The sequence below is a fragment of the Streptomyces cyaneofuscatus genome, assembly GCF_042718795.1.
Taxonomy (GTDB): domain Bacteria; phylum Actinomycetota; class Actinomycetes; order Streptomycetales; family Streptomycetaceae; genus Streptomyces; species Streptomyces cyaneofuscatus_A.
The window spans coordinates 1-17,595 of the sequence record NZ_JBHXOX010000056.1 but is presented as its reverse complement, the minus strand read 5'-3'; the positions used below and the strand labels follow the sequence as shown (position 1 = coordinate 17,595).

At 69.7% G+C, this 17,595-nt stretch carries 17 protein-coding genes and 2 pseudogenes; 17 read left to right on the top strand and 2 right to left on the bottom strand.

The features are described from left to right. Positions 1-449: 449 nt before the first annotated feature. Entirely contained in the window at positions 450-941 is a 492-nt protein-coding gene (locus ACFWRT_RS36890) for a nucleotidyltransferase domain-containing protein (RefSeq protein WP_380955958.1), read from the bottom strand. A 175-nt stretch (positions 942-1,116) separates the two neighbouring features. Continuing rightward, positions 1,117-1,278 carry a hypothetical protein gene (locus tag ACFWRT_RS36885; RefSeq protein WP_381121431.1) on the bottom strand — a complete coding sequence of 54 codons (162 nt, stop codon included), beginning with the start codon at positions 1,276-1,278 and terminating at the stop codon, positions 1,117-1,119. Here ACFWRT_RS36885 and ACFWRT_RS36880 point away from each other — a divergent pair. The 17 genes and pseudogenes from ACFWRT_RS36880 to ACFWRT_RS36800 all read left to right on the top strand — a co-directional run. Beyond that, a pseudogene (locus ACFWRT_RS36880) lies at positions 1,217-1,504 on the top strand (beta/alpha barrel domain-containing protein); the annotation flags it as partial. The gene ACFWRT_RS36885 and the pseudogene ACFWRT_RS36880 sit on opposite strands and share 62 nt — an antisense overlap. Before the next feature lie 94 nt (positions 1,505-1,598). Further along, positions 1,599-1,805: a beta/alpha barrel domain-containing protein gene (locus ACFWRT_RS36875; RefSeq protein WP_380955960.1), complete on the top strand. Its 207-nt coding sequence runs from the start codon at positions 1,599-1,601 to the stop codon at positions 1,803-1,805. Further along, on the top strand, positions 1,802-2,968 hold the full coding sequence (locus tag ACFWRT_RS36870; protein WP_125617584.1) for a DegT/DnrJ/EryC1/StrS family aminotransferase: 1,167 nt from the start codon (positions 1,802-1,804) through the stop codon (positions 2,966-2,968). Before ACFWRT_RS36875 ends, ACFWRT_RS36870 begins: the two co-directional genes overlap by 4 nt. Next, positions 2,965-3,741: an NTP transferase domain-containing protein gene (locus tag ACFWRT_RS36865; protein ID WP_380955957.1), complete on the top strand. Its 777-nt coding sequence runs from the start codon at positions 2,965-2,967 to the stop codon at positions 3,739-3,741. Before ACFWRT_RS36870 ends, ACFWRT_RS36865 begins: the two co-directional genes overlap by 4 nt. Further along, positions 3,738-4,766 carry a GHMP family kinase ATP-binding protein gene (locus ACFWRT_RS36860; RefSeq protein ID WP_380955956.1) on the top strand — a complete coding sequence of 343 codons (1,029 nt, stop codon included), beginning with the start codon at positions 3,738-3,740 and terminating at the stop codon, positions 4,764-4,766. The genes ACFWRT_RS36865 and ACFWRT_RS36860 overlap by 4 nt, the downstream gene beginning before the upstream one ends. Then, entirely contained in the window at positions 4,751-5,749 is a 999-nt protein-coding gene (locus ACFWRT_RS36855; RefSeq protein WP_380955955.1) for a Gfo/Idh/MocA family protein, read from the top strand. The genes ACFWRT_RS36860 and ACFWRT_RS36855 overlap by 16 nt, the downstream gene beginning before the upstream one ends. Beyond that, positions 5,746-6,354 (top strand): SIS domain-containing protein, encoded by a 609-nt coding sequence (locus ACFWRT_RS36850; RefSeq protein WP_185907102.1) that lies wholly within the window; start codon positions 5,746-5,748, stop codon positions 6,352-6,354. The genes ACFWRT_RS36855 and ACFWRT_RS36850 overlap by 4 nt, the downstream gene beginning before the upstream one ends. Then, positions 6,351-7,310, top strand: a complete 960-nt coding sequence (locus tag ACFWRT_RS36845) for an NAD-dependent epimerase/dehydratase family protein (protein ID WP_380955954.1) — start codon at positions 6,351-6,353, stop codon at positions 7,308-7,310. Before ACFWRT_RS36850 ends, ACFWRT_RS36845 begins: the two co-directional genes overlap by 4 nt. After that, complete coding sequence (locus ACFWRT_RS36840) at positions 7,303-8,607, top strand: UDP binding domain-containing protein (protein ID WP_380955952.1); 1,305 nt, start codon at positions 7,303-7,305, stop codon at positions 8,605-8,607. The genes ACFWRT_RS36845 and ACFWRT_RS36840 overlap by 8 nt, the downstream gene beginning before the upstream one ends. Next, positions 8,595-9,203 carry a D-glycero-alpha-D-manno-heptose-1,7-bisphosphate 7-phosphatase gene (locus ACFWRT_RS36835; protein ID WP_380955951.1) on the top strand — a complete coding sequence of 203 codons (609 nt, stop codon included), beginning with the start codon at positions 8,595-8,597 and terminating at the stop codon, positions 9,201-9,203. The genes ACFWRT_RS36840 and ACFWRT_RS36835 overlap by 13 nt, the downstream gene beginning before the upstream one ends. After that, entirely contained in the window at positions 9,200-10,117 is a 918-nt protein-coding gene (locus ACFWRT_RS36830; protein WP_380955950.1) for an aminoacyl--tRNA ligase-related protein, read from the top strand. The genes ACFWRT_RS36835 and ACFWRT_RS36830 overlap by 4 nt, the downstream gene beginning before the upstream one ends. Further along, on the top strand, positions 10,110-11,420 hold the full coding sequence (locus ACFWRT_RS36825) for a glycosyltransferase family protein (RefSeq protein WP_380955949.1): 1,311 nt from the start codon (positions 10,110-10,112) through the stop codon (positions 11,418-11,420). The genes ACFWRT_RS36830 and ACFWRT_RS36825 overlap by 8 nt, the downstream gene beginning before the upstream one ends. A 66-nt stretch (positions 11,421-11,486) precedes the next feature. Beyond that, positions 11,487-12,413: an ABC transporter ATP-binding protein gene (locus tag ACFWRT_RS36820; RefSeq protein WP_380955947.1), complete on the top strand. Its 927-nt coding sequence runs from the start codon at positions 11,487-11,489 to the stop codon at positions 12,411-12,413. 2 nt (positions 12,414-12,415) lie between these two features. Continuing rightward, positions 12,416-13,189 (top strand): ABC transporter permease, encoded by a 774-nt coding sequence (locus tag ACFWRT_RS36815; RefSeq protein ID WP_380955946.1) that lies wholly within the window; start codon positions 12,416-12,418, stop codon positions 13,187-13,189. A 14-nt stretch (positions 13,190-13,203) separates the two neighbouring features. Next, a complete protein-coding gene (locus ACFWRT_RS36810) occupies positions 13,204-14,010 on the top strand; it encodes an ABC transporter permease (RefSeq protein ID WP_380955945.1) in 807 nt (268 codons plus the stop codon). After that, positions 14,007-16,379, top strand: a complete 2,373-nt coding sequence (locus ACFWRT_RS36805; protein WP_380955944.1) for a glycosyl hydrolase family 28-related protein — start codon at positions 14,007-14,009, stop codon at positions 16,377-16,379. The genes ACFWRT_RS36810 and ACFWRT_RS36805 overlap by 4 nt, the downstream gene beginning before the upstream one ends. A gap of 302 nt (positions 16,380-16,681) precedes the next feature. Further along, a pseudogene (locus ACFWRT_RS36800) lies at positions 16,682-17,495 on the top strand (IS5 family transposase). Positions 17,496-17,595: the final 100 nt, after the last annotated feature.

Sequence of the window (17,595 nt, the reverse complement as noted above, 5' to 3'; positions counted from 1 at the left end):
CGATCCACGGCGAAGTCCCCATGCCCGCCCAACGCGCAACTTCTGACGCGGACACGGCCAACAGGAGCGATCCACCTCATTGTGTTAGCCGCTGTTATGCAGAGGGAAGCTGACCGGGGCTTCGGCTGTTCCCCACCGTTGCTGGGCTGCGGGCTGCGGCTACTCGCTCCGCGTGCGCCTTAGCTCCACCATCCATTCACGATGTCGCAGAAGGTCGCGGTAAACATCGCGACGATGTGCCGACGTATGCCCCCGCTCAAGCTCAGGAACCTGAACCCGCTCGGCGCTACAGCTTCACCGCGGGCGTCCCGGCAGCGGGTGCCCCGCGCCCGCTGCGCGACCCGGACATGCCGGAGCAGAGACGCCGTGGCGCGGTGGCGCCTTTCGCTGCGGATCCTGTGCCCTTTCTGGCCAGTTCCCGTGATGTGCGGCCTCGGCGATCGCCGTCGTCAGTGGCCGCCGCTTTGGTGGGCGTTCAGGCTTTCGAGCAGCGTGATGTCGTGGTGGTCGACGTCCCTGAGCGGGTATCCGCTGCGGAAGTCGAGCTGCTTCGAGACCGACAGGCACGGGACGGCCCGGCCCTGAAGCGTCCCGACGGTGAAGGCGCCGTGGGGATACAGGAAGAAGCCGCCGTCGAGGTCGGCCTGTCGCCCCACTCCTTCGGCGTCGAAGACGACCGGATGCAGATCCACCCAGCGTCGTCCGGGAGCCGCGAGTTCCACACGCGTAGGGCGCTGTTCCGTCTCCACCCGGTAACCGAACGCTTCCAGCGCGCCGACTGCCGCGTTGTCGCTCGCGGCGTCCAGGGCGAGGTCCACGTCCCGGTGCGGACGCGTGTGACGCCCCACGAGGACGTCGACCCCCCACCCGCCGGCGACCCAGTACGGAGCGTCGGCGGACTCCAGGATGTCGAGCACGGCGAAGAGATCAGCGATGTCCATGGGCCAACCCAACCAGGAAGCGAAACCGTTCGCAAGATACCTATGAATCCCTACAAAAACTGAACACCTGCGCGACTCTATGGCGCGGATTGTGCGTCAAAAATCAGCCAGACCGATGAGATCTTGGCTGACAGTATTGAAATTACGAGATTCTGACCTTAGTTTGCTCAGCTAGTCAGCTCATCCGACCTAGCAAGGTGGATAACTTGCTGTACTTGGACTCAGCCGCCGACGGTCCCTGCACCGACTGGATACCGACCGGGCTCATCCATGGCGTGACCACCAACTCGACCCTCGTGGCGAAGGCCGGCGCCACCTCGGTGTCCTCGACCGTCAAGCGCATCCTTGACAGCGGGGCCGCCGAAGTGCACGCGCAGGTCCTCTCCGAAGCGGACGCGGAGGCGTATCAGCAGGCGACGGCGTTGGCCAGCCTCGATCCGCGGGTCCGGGTGAAGATCCCCTTCATGACCTCGGCAGGACGGTGCCGGGCGACACTCATCCGTCGCGTGCGTGATGCCGGGGTCAAGGTGAACGTCACCGTCTGCACCTCGCGCGCCGAGCTGTACGCGGCCCTGTTGTTGCAGCCCGAGTATCTGAGCCTCCTCTGGTGCCGCACGCGCGATCGCGGGGGAGGATCCCGCCCAGGCGGTCCGTGCCGTGGCAACCCGTCGCGCCCTGACCAGCACCGGTACGCGCCTGCTCATCGGAAGCATCCGCGAACCCGCCGACGTCACCGCGGCACTCGACACCCCCTGCGACATCGTCACCGTGCCCCCGGCCCTCCTGGAGCAGTGGATCGGCCATCCACGCAGCATGGAGATGGCCCGCCAGTTCGCCACGGACGCCGAGGGACTCATCGCATGACCGGGGGCCCGGAGCAGGTGCCGTTCGCGGCCCCCCTCATCGGGGAAGAGGAGATCTCCGCCGTCACCGAGGTGCTGCGCAGCGGGTGGATCGGCACGGGTTCCGTCGCGCGGGACACCGAGAGCCGCTTCAGCCGCTACCTCGGTGTCGAGCACTCCCTGCTGCTCAACTCCGGTACCGCGGCGCTGCATCTCGCACTTCTGGTCCTCGGGGTGGGCCCGGGTGACGAGGTCATCGTGCCGACGACGACCTTCACGGCATCAGCGGCCACGGTGGTGCACGCGGGTGCCACCCCGGTGCTGGTCGATGTCGAGCCGCACCGGCTCAGCATCGACCTGGACCAGGTGCGACACCACCTCACCGGGCGCACACGCGCCGTGATGGCCGTTCACTTCGCGGGCCGCATGGCCGACATGCGGGCACTGCGCCGGCTCTGCGACGAACACGGTCTGGCCCTCATCGAGGACTCGGCCCACGCTCTGCCCGCCGAACGGGACGGGGTGACGCCCGGCCGGCTGGCCGACGCCACGGCTTTTTCGTTCTTCGTCACGAAGCCACTCACCAGCGCCGAAGGCGGCCTTCTGGTCTGCCATCGCGCGGACCTGGCGGCACGGGCCCGGACGCTGAGTGCCCACGGCATCGACCGCGACGCGTTCGCGCGGCACCGTTCGGGACGCTCTCCGCACTACGACGTCGTCGCGGCCGGGATGAAATACAACATGCCGGACGTGGCCGCGGCGCTGCTGCGCAGCCAGTTGGATCGCTGTGACACGCTGCACGAACGCCGCCGCGCCATCGCTGAGCGCTACACGAAGGGCCTCGCGTCCCTGACCGGCCTGCTGCTGCCGCCCGCCGACACGGCATCGGACAGCTCATCGTGGTACCTCTACGCCGTCCAGTTGCCCGAGGGCGTCGACCGTGACGAAACGGCGGACGGGCTCCGCCGGCGCGGCATCGGAACCAGCGTCCACTTCAGACCGCTGCACCAGTTCAGCTACTACCGCGCCGAACTGCCCTCCGCCGCCAAAGCCTTCCCGGTGGCCGACTCCGCCTACCGGAGGCTTCTGTCGCTTCCGATCTTCCCGGCGATGACGAACGAGGACGTGGACTCCGTCATCGCGGCCCTGACGGACGAACTCCGGCGAACCCCCGGTCAGCGATGACCCAGTTGGTCGTCCTCTGCGGCGGGCTCGGAACCCGGATGGCGTCGGTCAGCGGTGGCGTGCAGAAGTGCATGCTTCCCGTCGCCGGCCGTCCCTTCCTGAGCCATGTACTGGACCGGGCCGTCCGGCCGCCCGTCGACCGGGTCCTGCTTCTCGCGGGACACGACGCCCGCTCCGTACGCGAGCTGGCCCGTGCCTGGCACCCGCCCCACCGGGGAGAGCTGCCGTCCGTCCCCCTTCCCGGAACCGGGACACCAGTTCACGTGGAGACCCTCGTGGAAGCTGCGCCCGCCGGTCCCGTCGGGGCTCTGCGCGAAGCGTCGTCCCGCCTCGACGAGGAGTTCCTCCTCGTTCTCGGCGACGTCCTCCCGCCCGACAGGGGGGACTTGTGGGAAGCCCTCAGCGGCACCATGCGCCGGCACCGGGCACAGGCCGTCATGTCGGTCGCCCCCGAGTGCCGTTCACACGACCTGGGCAACATCAGCGTCGACGGTCCGTGGGTCGACCGCTACGACAAGGGATCCGGCGCGCCGTACATCGACCGCGGGGTCCGGTTCCTTCGCCGCGACGCGCTGGAGTCCTGTCCCGGCGACAGCGACAGTCCGTTCTTCGGGGCCCTCGCCGCCCGACGCGGGCTCACCCATTGGATCTGCGACGAGCCGGTCATCGAGATCGGCACCCCGGATCGCTGGCGGCACGCATGCGCCACCCTGGCCGGCCTTCCCGGCGGGCCGTGCACCACGCCCTCCCGAGCCGAGAGGCAGATCCGATGACGACGGTTCGCAGCTCCGCTCCGATGCGCATCAGCATCGCGGGCGGGGGCACCGACCTACCCGAGTACTACCGCCACGGCCCCACCACCGTCGTAGCGGCCGCCCTGCCGCTGCGTGTTCACGTCAGCGTCGCCGACCGGCCGGCCCGCGCGCTGGCCGAGCTGAACGCGAAGGGCACCCCGTGGCACTACCTCCTGCCGCCCGCCGACGCCGCACGGCACCCGTATCCCGCGGCTGCGGCGGTCGTCCTCGGGCTGGGGCGCCTGCCCAGCATCGCCGTGGGCTCCCTCGTACCGCCCGGTTCGGGCCTCGGCGGTTCGGGCGCCTACTCCGTCGCCCTCGTCGACGCGCTCGCCCGCTGGAGCGGTCGCTCTCTGCCGCCGCACAGGACCGCTTCCCTCGCGTTCCGGCTCGAACGCGAGGTACTCGGCCGCACGATCGGACAGCAGGACGCCTGGACGGCGGCACTGGGCGGCGCGCAGCGGCTCCGCTTCCAGCCCGACGGGTCCGTCACCGCCACCCCCAGCCCCCCACTGAGCTCCGCGCTGACCCGGCTCATCGACAACGGCCTGCTGCTCTACCGGGTCCCCGGCACCCGCGACGCCTCCCGTGTCCTGTCCAGGGCCCCGGAAGTCACCCCCGAACACCACCGGGAGGCGACGGCCGCCGCCGCGCTCACCGAGAAGGCCTTCCTGAGCGGTGACATCGCCGTGGTCGGCGCGGCCCTGCGGGCGCACTGGACCCGGAAGATCACCGCCAACCCGGCCACCGACCACCCCGTGTGCCGACGCATCGGGGAAGCGGGGGACACCGAGGGAATAACCGGGTTCAAACTGATCGGCGCCGGAGGCGGTGGGCACGTGCTCATCGCGGCCGACGCCGCTCGCAGCGATCGCGCGCAGACCTTTCTGGACGGCCTCGGTCTCACCCGCGTACCCCTGCGGATCTCCCAACAGGGCCTGGAAAGCACCGGGTCGACGGCAGAACCCGGCCGATACGAGGGGGACACATGCGCGTCGGCGTGATCGGTGCCGGGCTGCAGTGCGGGCGGCGCATCTCGGCACTCCGGCCGGACGACGAGCTGGTCGGTATCGCCGCACCCGAAGCGGACGGGGCCCGCGCCCACGCGGCCGGAGCCCGCGTGTTCGACCACTGGGACCAGCTCCTCGCCCAGCCCGGACTCGACGCGGTCATCGTCGCGACGCCACCCGACTCGCACCTCGCGGCAACCGTCGCGGCTCTCACCGCCGGCAAACACGTCCTGTGCGAGAAGCCGCTCGCCCGCAGCAGCGAGGAGGCGGCCCGGATGGAGGCCGTGGCACGCGACCACGGGAGGGTCCTGCACTGCGGGTTTAACCACCGCTTCCACCCCGCCGTCCTCGACCTGGCCCGGATCGTGGCCGATGGCGAGTACGGCAGACCCCTCTCGGCCCTGGGCGTGTACGGCTACGGCATCCGCGAAGGCTACTCCGGCGAATGGCGCGCCGACCCGCGCGTCGTCTCGGGCGGGCAGCTGATGGAACAGGGCATTCACCTGATCGACCTGATCGACGGAGTGCTGTGGCCGATCGACGACGTGATCGCTCACACCCAGCACTCGTTCGGCCTGCCGGCCGGCATCGAGGACGACGCCCACGTCATGCTGCGATCGGCGGCCGGCCAGGTCGCCATGGTCCGCAGCAGCCTGAGCCAGTGGCACAACCGCTTCCTGTTCGAGGTCACCTTCGAGCGGGCCACCGTACGGATCGACGGTCTGACCGGCTCGTACGGCGAGCAGACCCTGACGGTCGAACACCGCGACGACGGGCCGTTCGGCGCGCACGTCACCCGGTTCCGCGGCGCCGACCGGTCCTGGGCCGCGGAATGGGCCCACTTCCGGGAGACGGTCGCACAGGACCCCCGGCAGCCCCTCGATCCGGCCGGCCGGCGTGCCCTCGCCGTCGTCGAGGCCGCCTACCGCTCCACCTGCTCCGGCCGCTGGACCCCCGTCCCGAAGGAGACACCATGAATCTGGCCGGCATCACCGCCCTCCGCGACGCGGCCGCCACCGTCACGGCCGACCTGGACACGGACGCGCTCACCGCGGCCGCCGGGGTGCTCGCCGACTGCCGTGCCACCCGCGGTGTCGTCCTGACCGCCGGGATCGGCGGATCCAGCTCCACCGCCTCCCACTTCGCCGCCGACCTGACCAAGTTCACCCGCACCCCCCACGAGCCGCATCTGCGCGCCGTCGCCCTGCTGGACAACATCGCCTGCCACACGGCGTGGACCAATGACGACGACCCCGGCCTGGCCCTGGCACACCTGGCTGAACCATGGCTGCCCAGCCACCCCGGCGCCCGCGACGCCGTGGTGCTCTTCTCCGTGCACGGTGGCGCCCGCGACGGCTCCGTCTCGCGCGGTCTGGTGGAGCTGGCCGCCTTCGCCCGCAAACAGGGCGCTGCGGTGATCGCCGTGACCGGCTTCGACGGGGGAGCCACCTCCGATCTGGCCGACGTGCACATCAACGTCCCGCTGGACCGCGAGCCGCTCGCCACGCCCGGCATCGAGTCCGTGCACCTCCTCGTCGCGCACGCCCTCTGCCTCGCCCTCACCGATGGAGAAAAGCGATGACCCGACCTCGCACCCTGGTGACCGGCGGCGCCGGTTTCATCGGAAGCCATGTCGTCGACCACCTGGTCGCCACGGACAGCACACCCGTGGTGGTGGTCGACAACTTCTCCAACACCACCCGCAGGTGGATCGAACCTCACGAACGGGAAGGCACCGTCGTCGTCCACGAACTGGACGTCCTGGAAACCGACCGGCTGACCGAGGTGATGTCGGACGGCGTGGACCAGGTCATCCACCTGGCGGCCAGCGTCGACATGCGCGTCGGCCTCGCGGACAACTGGGTCGACATCGAGCAGTCGGTTCTGGGGACCCGCTCGGTCCTGGAAGCCATGCGGCGGGCCGACGTGAGGCAGATCGTCTTCTCCTCCTCCTCGACCGTCTACGGCGAACTCGCGCAGCGCCCCACTGCCGAGCACCACGGCCCCATGCTGCCCATCTCCGTCTACGGCGCGGCCAAGCTCGGCGCCGAAGCGCTGATCTCCTCCTACTGCCACCTCCACGGCTTCCGGGCGAGCATCTTCCGCTTCGGCAACGTGGTCGGCGGACGCATGAACCACGGAGTCATCCACGACTTCCTCAACAAGCTGCGCGACGACCCGGGCCGGCTCCACGTCCTGGGCGACGGACACCAGCGCAAGAACTACTTCCTCGCCGAGGACTGCGCCCGCGGGATCGTCGACCTGGCCGCCGCGGCAAAGACCGACATCCTGGTCGCCAACCTGGGCTCCACCGAGACGGTCACCGTCGCCAGGATCGCCGCGATCGTGCTGGAAGAACTCGGCCTGGACGCGGAGATCGAGTACGGCGGCGGCAGGCGCGGCTGGCCCGGCGACGTCCCGGTGGTCGAGTTCGACCTGTCCAGGGCCCACTCCATGGGCTGGCACAGCTCGCGAGAGTCCGAGGACGCCGTCCGCGAGGCGGTACGCCGCCAGATAGGTGAAGCCGACCATGCCTGACGTCCTCCTGGTCGGCGACTGGCACCTCGCGTCGGTGACCGCCGCCGGGCTGACCCGGCTCGGCTACACGGTCCACCTGTGGCCCGACGCCGTCGGAACACCGGACCGGGCAGCCTTCGACGCCCTCGCCCGTGGGCACCGCTGCGGCGACGAACCCGAGATCGCGGAAATCCTCACCACCGCGCGGGAGAAGGGCACCCTGCGACCGGTGCTCGACGAGGCGCAGGCCGCCCAGGTCCTGCGGCACGCCGACATGAGCCTCGTCGTCCACGACACCGGAACCGCCGCCGACGGCACCGTCACCGACACCCGGCCCGTCACCGCACTGCGCCGGCTGCTCGGGGACCACCGGCGCCACGGGCCCGTCGTCGTCGCGAGCCAGCTCCGCGCGGGCACCTGCGACGCCGCCCTCGCCACCGCCGGCCTGCCGGAGGACAGCGCCGACCTCGTCCACATTCCCGAGAACCTGCGCCTGGGCCGGGCGGTCACCGACTTCCTGCACCCCGCACGGACCGTCGTAGGGTGCAATGCTCCCCAACTCCATCCGACCGTAAGTAAGTTACTGGACAGCCTCGGTTCCCGCGACGAGCTGCACATGCGGCTCGTCGAAGCGGAGCTGGTCAAGCACGGCACCAACGCCTATCTCGCCCTGTGCATCACCCTCGCCAACGAGCTGGGGACCGTATCCGGTCATCTCGGCGCCGATCCGGTGACCGTGCTCGACGGCGTCCGCGCCGACGAACGGGTCGCAGCCGGAGCCCCGCTGCGCCCCGGAGAACCGTACGCGGGCGCCACCCTGCACCGTGACGTGCGCGCCCTCGTGGAACACGGTGAACCCATCGGCCGTGACGGCCTCTTCCGTGCCGTGGCCCATGCCAACGCCGTCCACGCGCTGGCTCCGCTGGCAGCCCTGGACAAGCACCTCGAAGGCGTCGCCGAACGGACGGTCTGCCTGCTCGGCCTGACCTACAAACCCGGGGTGTCCACGCTCCGCGACTCCGCGGCCCTGCGGCTGGCCGGTGAACTCCACGCACAGGGTGCCAGGGTCACCGCCTTCGATCCGGTCGCCGAGACCGCCGGCCTCCGGGACCTGCACCGCTGCGCCACGTTCACCGAGGCGGCGGCCGACGCCGACTGCGTGGTACTGACCGTGGAGCATCCGGCCTTCACCGAACCGGCGTTCTTCGAGGGAGCCACCCCGCGGAACACCCTGCTGCTGCGGCTGACCGGGGCGGAGCGCCGCAGCCGGGTACCGACCCCGCGCGGATGGAAGTCGGTGGACCTGTGGAACAGCTGACCACCGCCGCACGGGACCGGGCATGGTGCGTGTTCTTCGACCGGGACGGCACGCTCAACAACCACGTCCTCCGGGGCGGGCGGCGCACCTCTCCGCGCCACACACAGGAATGGACCGCCCTGCCCGGCGTCCAGGAGTGCTTCGCCCAACTGCGCGCAGCCGGCGCCCTGATCGCCCTCTTCACGAACCAGCCCGATCTGTCCCGGGGACTGCTCGACCGCTCCGCGCTCGCCCGGATGCACCGCCGGCTGGGCCGGCTCGACGGCGTCTACGTGTGCTCCCACAGCGCGCGGAACCGCTGCTGGTGCCGCAAGCCCTCCAGCGTGCTGCTGCGCCAGGCCGCCGCCGACCTCTCGCTGGACCTCGCGGGCAGTTACCTCGTCGGAGACCGTCCCACCGACGCGCAAGCCGGCCTGAACGCCGGATGCACCGCGGTCCTGCTCAGTCCACGCACCCCGCCGCGGGCCAGCACGGTGACCGGAGTGCACTACGCCCCGGATCTCCTGGCAGCCGCCCGCACCGTGCTGCGTCACCGCCACTCCCGAACCGCCCCGCACGTCAGGGGAATCCCTTCACCCAAGGAGTCAGCCCGATGAAGCTCGGCACCATTCTCGACATATCCGAGTTCGGCGACCTGCACGGCGGCGACGTCGTGGCCGAAGCGCTGGACCGGAAGTGGATCGTGAACTTCGCGGAGGGCCAGTACGTCTACCGCGCCCCCTGGGTCCGCCTGCTGCGACGCCTGCAGAGCGAGATCCTCGATCGTGCCTACGCCAACGACTTCGAGGAGTGGCTGTTCCCGCGCCTGATCCCGCGGCAGGCACTCGACGACTTCCGGCTGAGCCAGTACGCGCCCGAACTCCTCGTCCCGGCAGGCCCGGACGGCGACCAGGTCCTCGACCCGGTCCAGTGCATCAGCCTCTACCACCTCATGCGCGGCCGGCAACTGTCCCTGGACGAGCTGCCGCTGCGCATCGTGGAGACCCTCGGCGGCTGGACCTGGCGCAACGAGTACGCCGCGGACCTGGACGGCCCCATCAAGGCGCGCGAGTTCCTCCGCGTCGAGCACGTCTTCTTCGGCACCCGTGAGCAGGTCCGCGCGACCCGCGACCAGGTGCGCCGGACGCTGACCGACCTCCTCTCCGGCTGGGGACTGAGCTGGCAGGTCATCGCCGCCGAGGGCTGCATGGAAATACCCTCCCTCGTCGAGGCGCAGGACGACGCGGAGACCGCCGACGAGGTGCCCGTGCAGGACATCGAGGTCCCGCTCAGCAGCAACCGCCCCGACCGGGCCCGCCCGGGCTGGGCCGACCACTTCGACGAGCGGTTCGACCTGCGGGAGATCTCCGGCTGCTCCGCCGAGGGCACCCACCAGACCGAGAGCTTCAACATCACCACGGAGGGCCAGGAGCTGTGGAGCGGCTGCTGCGGCATCGGCCTGAACCGGCTCGTCGTGGCCTACCTCTACCAGCACGGGTTCGACGCCGCTCTCAAGGAGTTCGATGCCTGACCACCGGATGGCCGTTCTGCTCCTGACCAACGAAGGCTTCCGACAGGTCGACGGCGGCGTGGCCCGGTACGTCCACAACATCCTCGACTCCCGTGACGACGTCGCCACGATCGCCGGCGAACGCGGGGTCCGGGTGGAGTGGCACGTCGCCGAACGGGCCAACTGCGCGGGCCTGGACGAGAAGCGCTTCGCCCAGGCCCTGGACCGCTACGTACACAGCGGAGCCGTGCGCTATCACCCTCTGGCCGACCCGCGAGCCCACAGTTGGGAGGTGGACCACTTCGAGCACTGTATGGCCCTCGGCTCCGCGGCCGGTCAGGTCGCCCTCACCGTGGGGCGCGAGGCGGACTCCCTGCTCGTCATCTCGGGGATGAGCATGTTCGCCATGGCCGCACGCTTCGTCGTCCGGGCCGCCGACCAGTTCGGGCTCGCGGCGAGCTACGTGCACATGACCCACAACCCCGTCCTGCGCCCCGACGGCGACGCCGAGCTGCCCGAGACCTACGCCGACTCGGTGATGGGACACCTCGCCCGCTCGGACCCCCGCGTATCCATCGGCTGGGAGTCGCACTGGATGCGCCACCAGTATCAGCAGGTCTACGGCATCCCGGACGACAAGACCCTCTACGCCCGCGCCGGGGTGCCCACCGACGACGCCAAGTTCCGGCCGGCCCCGCCTGACCCCGCACTCCTGCGTGAGCTCGGGATCCCCACGGACCGTGACCTGGTCGTCAGTTGGGGCCGCGGGGTCGCGGAGAAGGGCTTCCACAAGCTGGTCGACGCCGCTCGCCTGACCGGGGACCGGCTGGTCCCGGTGATCCTCAACCCACGTCCCTACGCCGATCTGGAGGAGCACGTCCGGAACACCGGATCACCGGCCGTGCTCCTCCACGGCCAGGACGACCGGGTCCTCACCGCCCTCTGCCAATGGCCGAGAACTCTGTCCGCGGCCTTCCTGTCCGAGCGGGAGGCCGCTTCCGTCACCCCGGTGGAGGCCGCACTGATGAACAACGGCAGGGGCCTCGTCGTCGCCGTACTGCCCACCGGCGTCTACCCGGAGCTCGTCGAACCCGGTGTCAGCGGCCTGGTGGGGGCCGGCCGGGACACCGCTGACGCCACCACCATGCTCACAGCCGTGACCGAGCTGTCCCCGGAGGAGAGAACGGACCTCAGCCAGGCGGCCCTGGCCCGCGCCCGCCGGGAACACGACTTCCGCACGAACTGGCGGCGCTCCTTCCAGGCCATGCTCGACCGACATCTGTCGGTGGTCGGCGCTCCTCTCCACAGCGGGGCACCGGCATGAGCGATGGCACCTGGACGGCCGGGGCACAGCCCACAGCCACGAAGACAGTGGAAGGAACCACGACATATGCCAGCCCAGGAACCGCTCGTCCACGCCGAGGCGCTGGTGAAGCGCTACGGGGACTTCACCGCACTGGACGGTGTTGAGTTCGAGGTCCGTCCAGGCCAGGTCTTCGGCCTGCTCGGACCGAACGGAGCGGGAAAGTCCTCCACGATGCGCATGATCAGCTGTATCTCCAAGCCGACGGAGGGCACGCTGCGCATATTCGGCATGGACGCGGTCGCCAACGGACCCGCGGTACGCGCGAGGATCGGGGTCTGTCCCCAGCAGGACACACTCGACCCCGAACTGAGTCTGCTGCAGAACCTCACGGTCTTCGCGCGCTACTTCGGGATCCCGCGTGCGACGGCGGCCGCACGCGCTGCCGACCTCCTGGCGTTCGTCCGTCTCAAGGACCGGGCCGGCCATCGTGTCGACTCGCTGTCCGGCGGCATGAAGCGGCGTCTGAGCATCGCCCGCGCGATGATCAACGATCCGGAGCTGATCCTCCTGGACGAGCCCACCACCGGACTCGACCCCCAGGCCCGTCATCTCCTCTGGGAACGCCTGGACCAGCTCCGCCGGCGGGGCATCACCCAGATACTCACCACGCACTACATGGACGAGGCGGAGCAGCTGTGCGACTGGCTGGTCGTCGTCGACGGCGGCCGGGTCGTCGCGACCGGTACACCCGGCGGGTTGATCGCTCAGCACTGCACCAAAGAGGTCGTGGAACTGCGCCTCCGGCAGGCCGACGCACCCATGGACGAACTGAACCGACTGGGGCTCCGGGTCGAGATGCTGCCTGACCGGGCGCTGATCTACGCCGACGACGGTGAGGCCGCGGCCTCCGCCGTCCACCGGAGCGGCATCGAGGTCCGCAGCGTCCTGGTCCGCCGCGGCGGACTTGAGGACGTCTTCCTGCACCTGACCGGCCGAACCCTGGCGGACTGACCGTGCCCCTGACCGATTTCCGAGCTGTCGCCGTCACCGCCCATCTGTTCACCAGCTACCGCCGTACCTGGCTCGACTCGGTGTTCAACTCGTTCGTGCTGCCTCTGTGCCTGCTCACCGGCATCGGCTGGTCGGTGGGCCGGTACGTCGGTGACGAGCTCCAGCCAGGTGTCTCCTACTTCGCCTTCGTCGGTGCCGGACTGCTGGCCACATCCGTCGTCCAGATCGGCGCCGCGGAGTCCGCCTGGGCGGTCTTCGGCGGCTTCGAGTGGAGCCGTATCTACCACGCCATGCGGCTCACACCGGCCAGTCCGACGGACATCATGACGGGGCATCTGGCCGCGGTCGTCGGGCGGGCGACCCTCGGCGGACTCAGCTTCCTGATCGTCATCGAGCTCTTCGGCGTCGGACACCGATGGACCGCCCTGGCAGTCGTCCCGCTTCTGCCACTGTTCGCCGTCTCAATCGCCGCGCCGGTCATGGCGTTCAGCGCCACCGTGCGGAGCGCTGGGATGTTCGACGTCCTCTTCCGTATCGGCATCGTTCCCATGGCCATGTTCAGCGGCGTCTACTTCCCGCTCGACGTCCTGCCGGCACCGCTCCACGCCGTGGTCCTGGCCCTGCCCCTGACGCACGCCGTCGACCTGTCCCGCATGCTGCTGCTCGGCTCCGGCACCGCCCAGGACGCGGCCGTGGACCTGCTCTGTCTGGCTGTCTGGGCCGTCGCCGGACTCGCTCTCGCCCGCCGCGCCTTCTCTCGACGCCTCTCGGACTAGGAGGAACTGTGCCAGTGTCCAAGGCCGCTGCGCCCGGCCGGACGGAAACCGTCCGGCCAGCCCATGTCTGGGCGGTGTTCCTCCGCAACGTCGAGGCAGCCCGCCATGCGTCATACCTGTGGGTCCTGCTGTCCGGACTCTTCGAGCCCGTCTTCTTCCTCGGCGCGATCGGCCTCGGCGTCGGCACCCTGGTCGGCGATCTGACCATCTACGGCCACGAGGTCAGCTACGCCACGTTCGTGGCCCCGGCGATGCTCGCCTCGTCCCTCATGAACGGTGCCGTGTCGGAGTCGACGTTCACCTTCTTCACCAGGCTCAGAATGACGAAGCTCCACGACGCCACGGCCTGCACTCCTGTCTCGTCACTCGCGATCGTCTGCGGCGAGATGCTGTGGAACGTCGCCATGAGCGCCGTGCACGCCGTGTGGTTCCTGGCCTTCATGTGCGCTCTCGACCTGGTCCAACCCGTGCGCCTGCCGACGCTGTTCATCGCCGCCCTCCTTGTGAGCGCCGCGTTCTCGGCCATGAGTCTTGCCCTGTCCACGTTCCTGCGGGGCACCCACGACTTCGACCGCGTCAACCTGGTGACCTTCAGCATGTTCGTCTTCTCCGGCACGTTCACGCCGACCGACGGCTACCCCGCGGCGCTCGGCTTCCTCGCTCAGTGCACGCCCTTGGCCCAGGCCGTCGACCTGGTCCGGAGCCTGTCGCTCGACACCGCTGGCTGGGCCACGGCACGCCCCATCGTCTACCTGCTCGTCCTGATGGCGGCCGGGCTGCTCCTCGCCGGCCACCGAGTGGAGAGGATCCTGCGCGCATGACCGCTCACTCCGCCCGCACCGCGGGCGCGGAGAAGGGCCCGGACCTGTACCGGGCCGCAGACGCCCGGACCAACGGCACACGCGTCGACGCTTCCGGACCGGATGCCCGCCTGGCCGAGGAATCGGTGGCCCGAGCCGTCGTACGGCTCTCCGGCCCGGACGAGTACCTCGAATTCCACCTGGTGGCCCCCGCCGACGCGCTGACCCTGCGCTACTCGCTGCCCGACGCCCCCACGGGCGGCGGACGCATCGAGCGGCTGGTCCTGCACATCGACGGGGAGGAATGCCACCGGCTGACCCTGAGCTCTCGCTACTCCTGGTACTACGGCCGGTATCCGTTCACCAACGATCCGGCAGCCGGCCGGGCCCACCATCTCTACGACGACGTGCACGTACTCCTCGGCCGGCGATACCCGCCGGGCACACGCGTCACCCTGCGGCCCGTGGCCGAGGCGGAAGTGCCGGTCACCGTCGACATCGCCTGCTTCGAGGAGACCGGCGGACCGGCATCCCCGCCGCGCGACGCCCTGTCGGTGCTCGACTTCGGTGCGGACCCGACGGGTACCGATGACTCGACCTCGGCCATCCGGACCGCTGTCGAGGCAGCCACCGGAACCGAGCGCACCGTCTGGCTGCCCCGGGGCGTCTATGCGGTGACCGACCACATCCTCCTGGACCGTGTCACGATCCGCGGTGCCGGCCCTTGGTACACCGAACTGCGCGGCGCCGGCGTCGGTCTGTACGGGCACCCGGCTCCCCGCCCCAGCACCGGCGTGCACGTGTCCGGGCTCGCGATCTTCGGCGAGGTCACCGAGCGCGACGACGCGGCGCAACACAACGGAATCGGAGGTGCGTTGGGCGGCGGTTCCACAATCGAGAACGTGTGGATTGCCCACACCAAGTGCGGCATGTGGTTGGACGGTCCCTTCGAGGATCTGACCATCAGGAACGTCCGGATCATGAACACCACTGCGGACGGCATCAATCTGCACCGCGGGGTCTCGGACGTCACTATTACCGGCTGCCACATACGCAACACCGGCGATGACGCCATCGCTCTGTGGTCCGACGGGCTGGCGACCCACCACAACATGGTGCACGCGAACACCATCGTGCTGCCGATGCTTGCCAATCACATCGCCGTCTACGGAGGTCACGACAACCGGATCACCGAAAACCTGCTGGCCGACTCGGTCGCCGAGGGTGGCGGGATCCACATCGCCAACCGCTATGGTGCCGTTCCCCTCGCGGGGAAAACTCTCGTCGAGGGAAACTCCCTGATCCGGACAGGCTCCTACCATCCTCGATACCGCGCGGGAGTGGGCGCCTTGTGGCTACTCGCCGACGACGCGCCGATGACGGGTGACGTGACGGTCAGCGGGAATATCCTGACCAACAGCACTTACGCGGCAGTGCAGTTGAGCGGTGGCCGGATCGACGGCGTGGACGTGGACGGGATGACCATCGAGGGCGCGGGCACCTGCGCGGTCCATCTGGAGGCGACCGGCTCCGCCCGCTTCGCCCGTGTCAGCGCCCTACGGCTCGGCTTGACGGGGATACACCGCGCCGCTCCGGGATTCGATCTCCTGCGCGGCACGGGCAACGAGGGCTGGGACGAAGAGCTGCCCGAACTGCCGCCGGACGGTGCCCTCCACGCGTCGGTCACCCGCCTCGACTTCGGAGCAACGACGCCGCTCACCTCCGGTGCTCCTCAACGTCTGGAACTCCACAATCCCGGTCCCCGGCAGGTCCTCGTCCATCACGTCGAAGTCACCGGCGACTTCACCGCAGCCTCGCCCACTTGGGACGCGGTCGCGCCCGGAGCGAGTGCCGCGCTCACCGTGGAATTTACCCCCTCGCGTACCGGTCGGTGTACCGGGGTACTCACCGTGCACTCGAACGGACCCCGCAGTCCGCTCCATGTCGATCTGACCGGCGTCGGCTTCGACTCCACCGGGGACAGAGCTCTCGGGCGACGCGTCCGGGCAAGTACGGCGATGGGAGGCTTCCCGCCCGAATCCACCGTCGACGGCACCGAGAGGACGTGGTGGCAGAGCGACGGCATGGGGTTCCCGCAGTGGCTCCAGGTGGACCTCGGCGAGCCTGTGCCTCTCGCGCGCATCGTCCTGCGGACTCCGCGGAGCTGGGACGAACGCACCGAGACGCTGACCGTCCACATCGGGCTCACGGAGGACGATCTCGTACCCGCAACCCCTGCCGTCGCCTGCCGATTCGCTCCGGAGCTGCGCAACACCGTCGATCTCCCACTCGCTCGCACGGCCCGGTTCGTCCGTTTACAGGTCACCCACAACACGGCGTGGGCCGGGGCGGCGCTCTCCGCCTTCGAGGTGTACGCGGCGGATGACTGACGGCGGATTCCGCGCAGACTGCGACGACGTCCACCGTCACCCCGGGCATGCGGTAGCAACTCCGAGCGCCGGAACGGACATGACGCAGCCCTCGACCAGTTCGGCCGAGGGCTGGTGTTCGTCCGAACTATCGGCCAGGGATACAGATTGCTCTGATCCGATTCGAGTTGGCCGCGTGGCCAGCAGCCTGGAAAGGCATGGGCGGACTCTGTCCCCGTGGACGAAGTGTCTCTCAGAACTCCTAATGAAATGATCTTCGGCGTGGTTGGATCGCTCCCAGCTTAACGATCTGGGGGTGTGGGGTGGCTCGGCCGAAGCCGTGGGAAGTTGACGACGAGTTGTGGGCGGTGGTCGAGCCGCTGCTACCGAAGGTCGAGCGTCGGACCCGGCATCCGGGACGCAAGCGGCGTCCGGATCGGCTGGTGTTCCAGGGGATCCTGTTCGTCCTGCATACTGGGATCGCCTGGGAACATCTGCCGCAGGAGCTCGGCTTCGGCTCGGGCATGACGTGCTGGCCCCGCCTGGCCGAGTGGACCGAGGCCGGCGTCTGGCCCCGGCTGCACGAGGTTCTGCTTGCCAGACTGCGGGGTGCGAACGCCCTGGACTTCTCCCGGGCGGCGGTCGACGGTTCCCACATCCGGGCGTTAAAGGGGGACCCAAGACCGGATGAAGCCCTGTGGACCGGGGCAGGACGGGCAGCAAACACCACCTGATCACCGACGCCACCGGCATCCCGCTTGCCGCCACCTTGACCGGCGGCAACCGCAACGACGTCACCCAGTTGATCCCGCTCCTTCAGGCCGTGCCGCCCGTGCGGGGCAAGCGCGGCCGGCCCCGGCGCCGCCCTGACGTGGTGCTGGGCGACCGCGGCTACGACCACGACAAGTACCGCGGCCTGGTCTGAGAACTCGGCGTAAGCCTCTGATCGCCCGGCGGGGCACCGAGCACGGCTCCGGACTTGGTACCCACCGCTGGTTCGTGGAACGGGCATTCGCCCATCTCCACTGGTTCCGCCGCCTGCGGAGCCGCTGGGAGATACGCGACGACATACACGAAGCCTTCCTCACCCTCGGATGCGCACTGATCTGCTGGCGACGGCTGAAGTCATTACGATAGGAGTTCTTACAGCGGCTAACACAATGAGGTGGATCGCTCCTGTTGGCCGTGTCCGCGTCAGAAGTTGCGCGTTGGGCGGGCATGGGGACTTCGCCGTGGA

Bases quoted from the DNA above. Each gene is read 5' to 3' on its own strand.
- ACFWRT_RS36890 (WP_380955958.1), bottom strand. From the start codon at position 941: ATGGACATCGCTGATCTCTTCGCCGTGCTCGACATCCTGGAGTCCGCC.
- ACFWRT_RS36870 (WP_125617584.1), top strand. From the start codon at position 1,802: ATGACCGGGGGCCCGGAGCAGGTGCCGTTCGCGGCCCCCCTCATCGGG.
- ACFWRT_RS36865 (WP_380955957.1), top strand. From the start codon at position 2,965: ATGACCCAGTTGGTCGTCCTCTGCGGCGGGCTCGGAACCCGGATGGCG.
- ACFWRT_RS36860 (WP_380955956.1), top strand. From the start codon at position 3,738: ATGACGACGGTTCGCAGCTCCGCTCCGATGCGCATCAGCATCGCGGGC.
- ACFWRT_RS36855 (WP_380955955.1), top strand. From the start codon at position 4,751: ATGCGCGTCGGCGTGATCGGTGCCGGGCTGCAGTGCGGGCGGCGCATC.
- ACFWRT_RS36850 (WP_185907102.1), top strand. From the start codon at position 5,746: ATGAATCTGGCCGGCATCACCGCCCTCCGCGACGCGGCCGCCACCGTC.
- ACFWRT_RS36845 (WP_380955954.1), top strand. From the start codon at position 6,351: ATGACCCGACCTCGCACCCTGGTGACCGGCGGCGCCGGTTTCATCGGA.
- ACFWRT_RS36840 (WP_380955952.1), top strand. From the start codon at position 7,303: ATGCCTGACGTCCTCCTGGTCGGCGACTGGCACCTCGCGTCGGTGACC.
- ACFWRT_RS36830 (WP_380955950.1), top strand. From the start codon at position 9,200: ATGAAGCTCGGCACCATTCTCGACATATCCGAGTTCGGCGACCTGCAC.
- ACFWRT_RS36825 (WP_380955949.1), top strand. From the start codon at position 10,110: ATGCCTGACCACCGGATGGCCGTTCTGCTCCTGACCAACGAAGGCTTC.
- ACFWRT_RS36820 (WP_380955947.1), top strand. From the start codon at position 11,487: ATGCCAGCCCAGGAACCGCTCGTCCACGCCGAGGCGCTGGTGAAGCGC.
- ACFWRT_RS36805 (WP_380955944.1), top strand. From the start codon at position 14,007: ATGACCGCTCACTCCGCCCGCACCGCGGGCGCGGAGAAGGGCCCGGAC.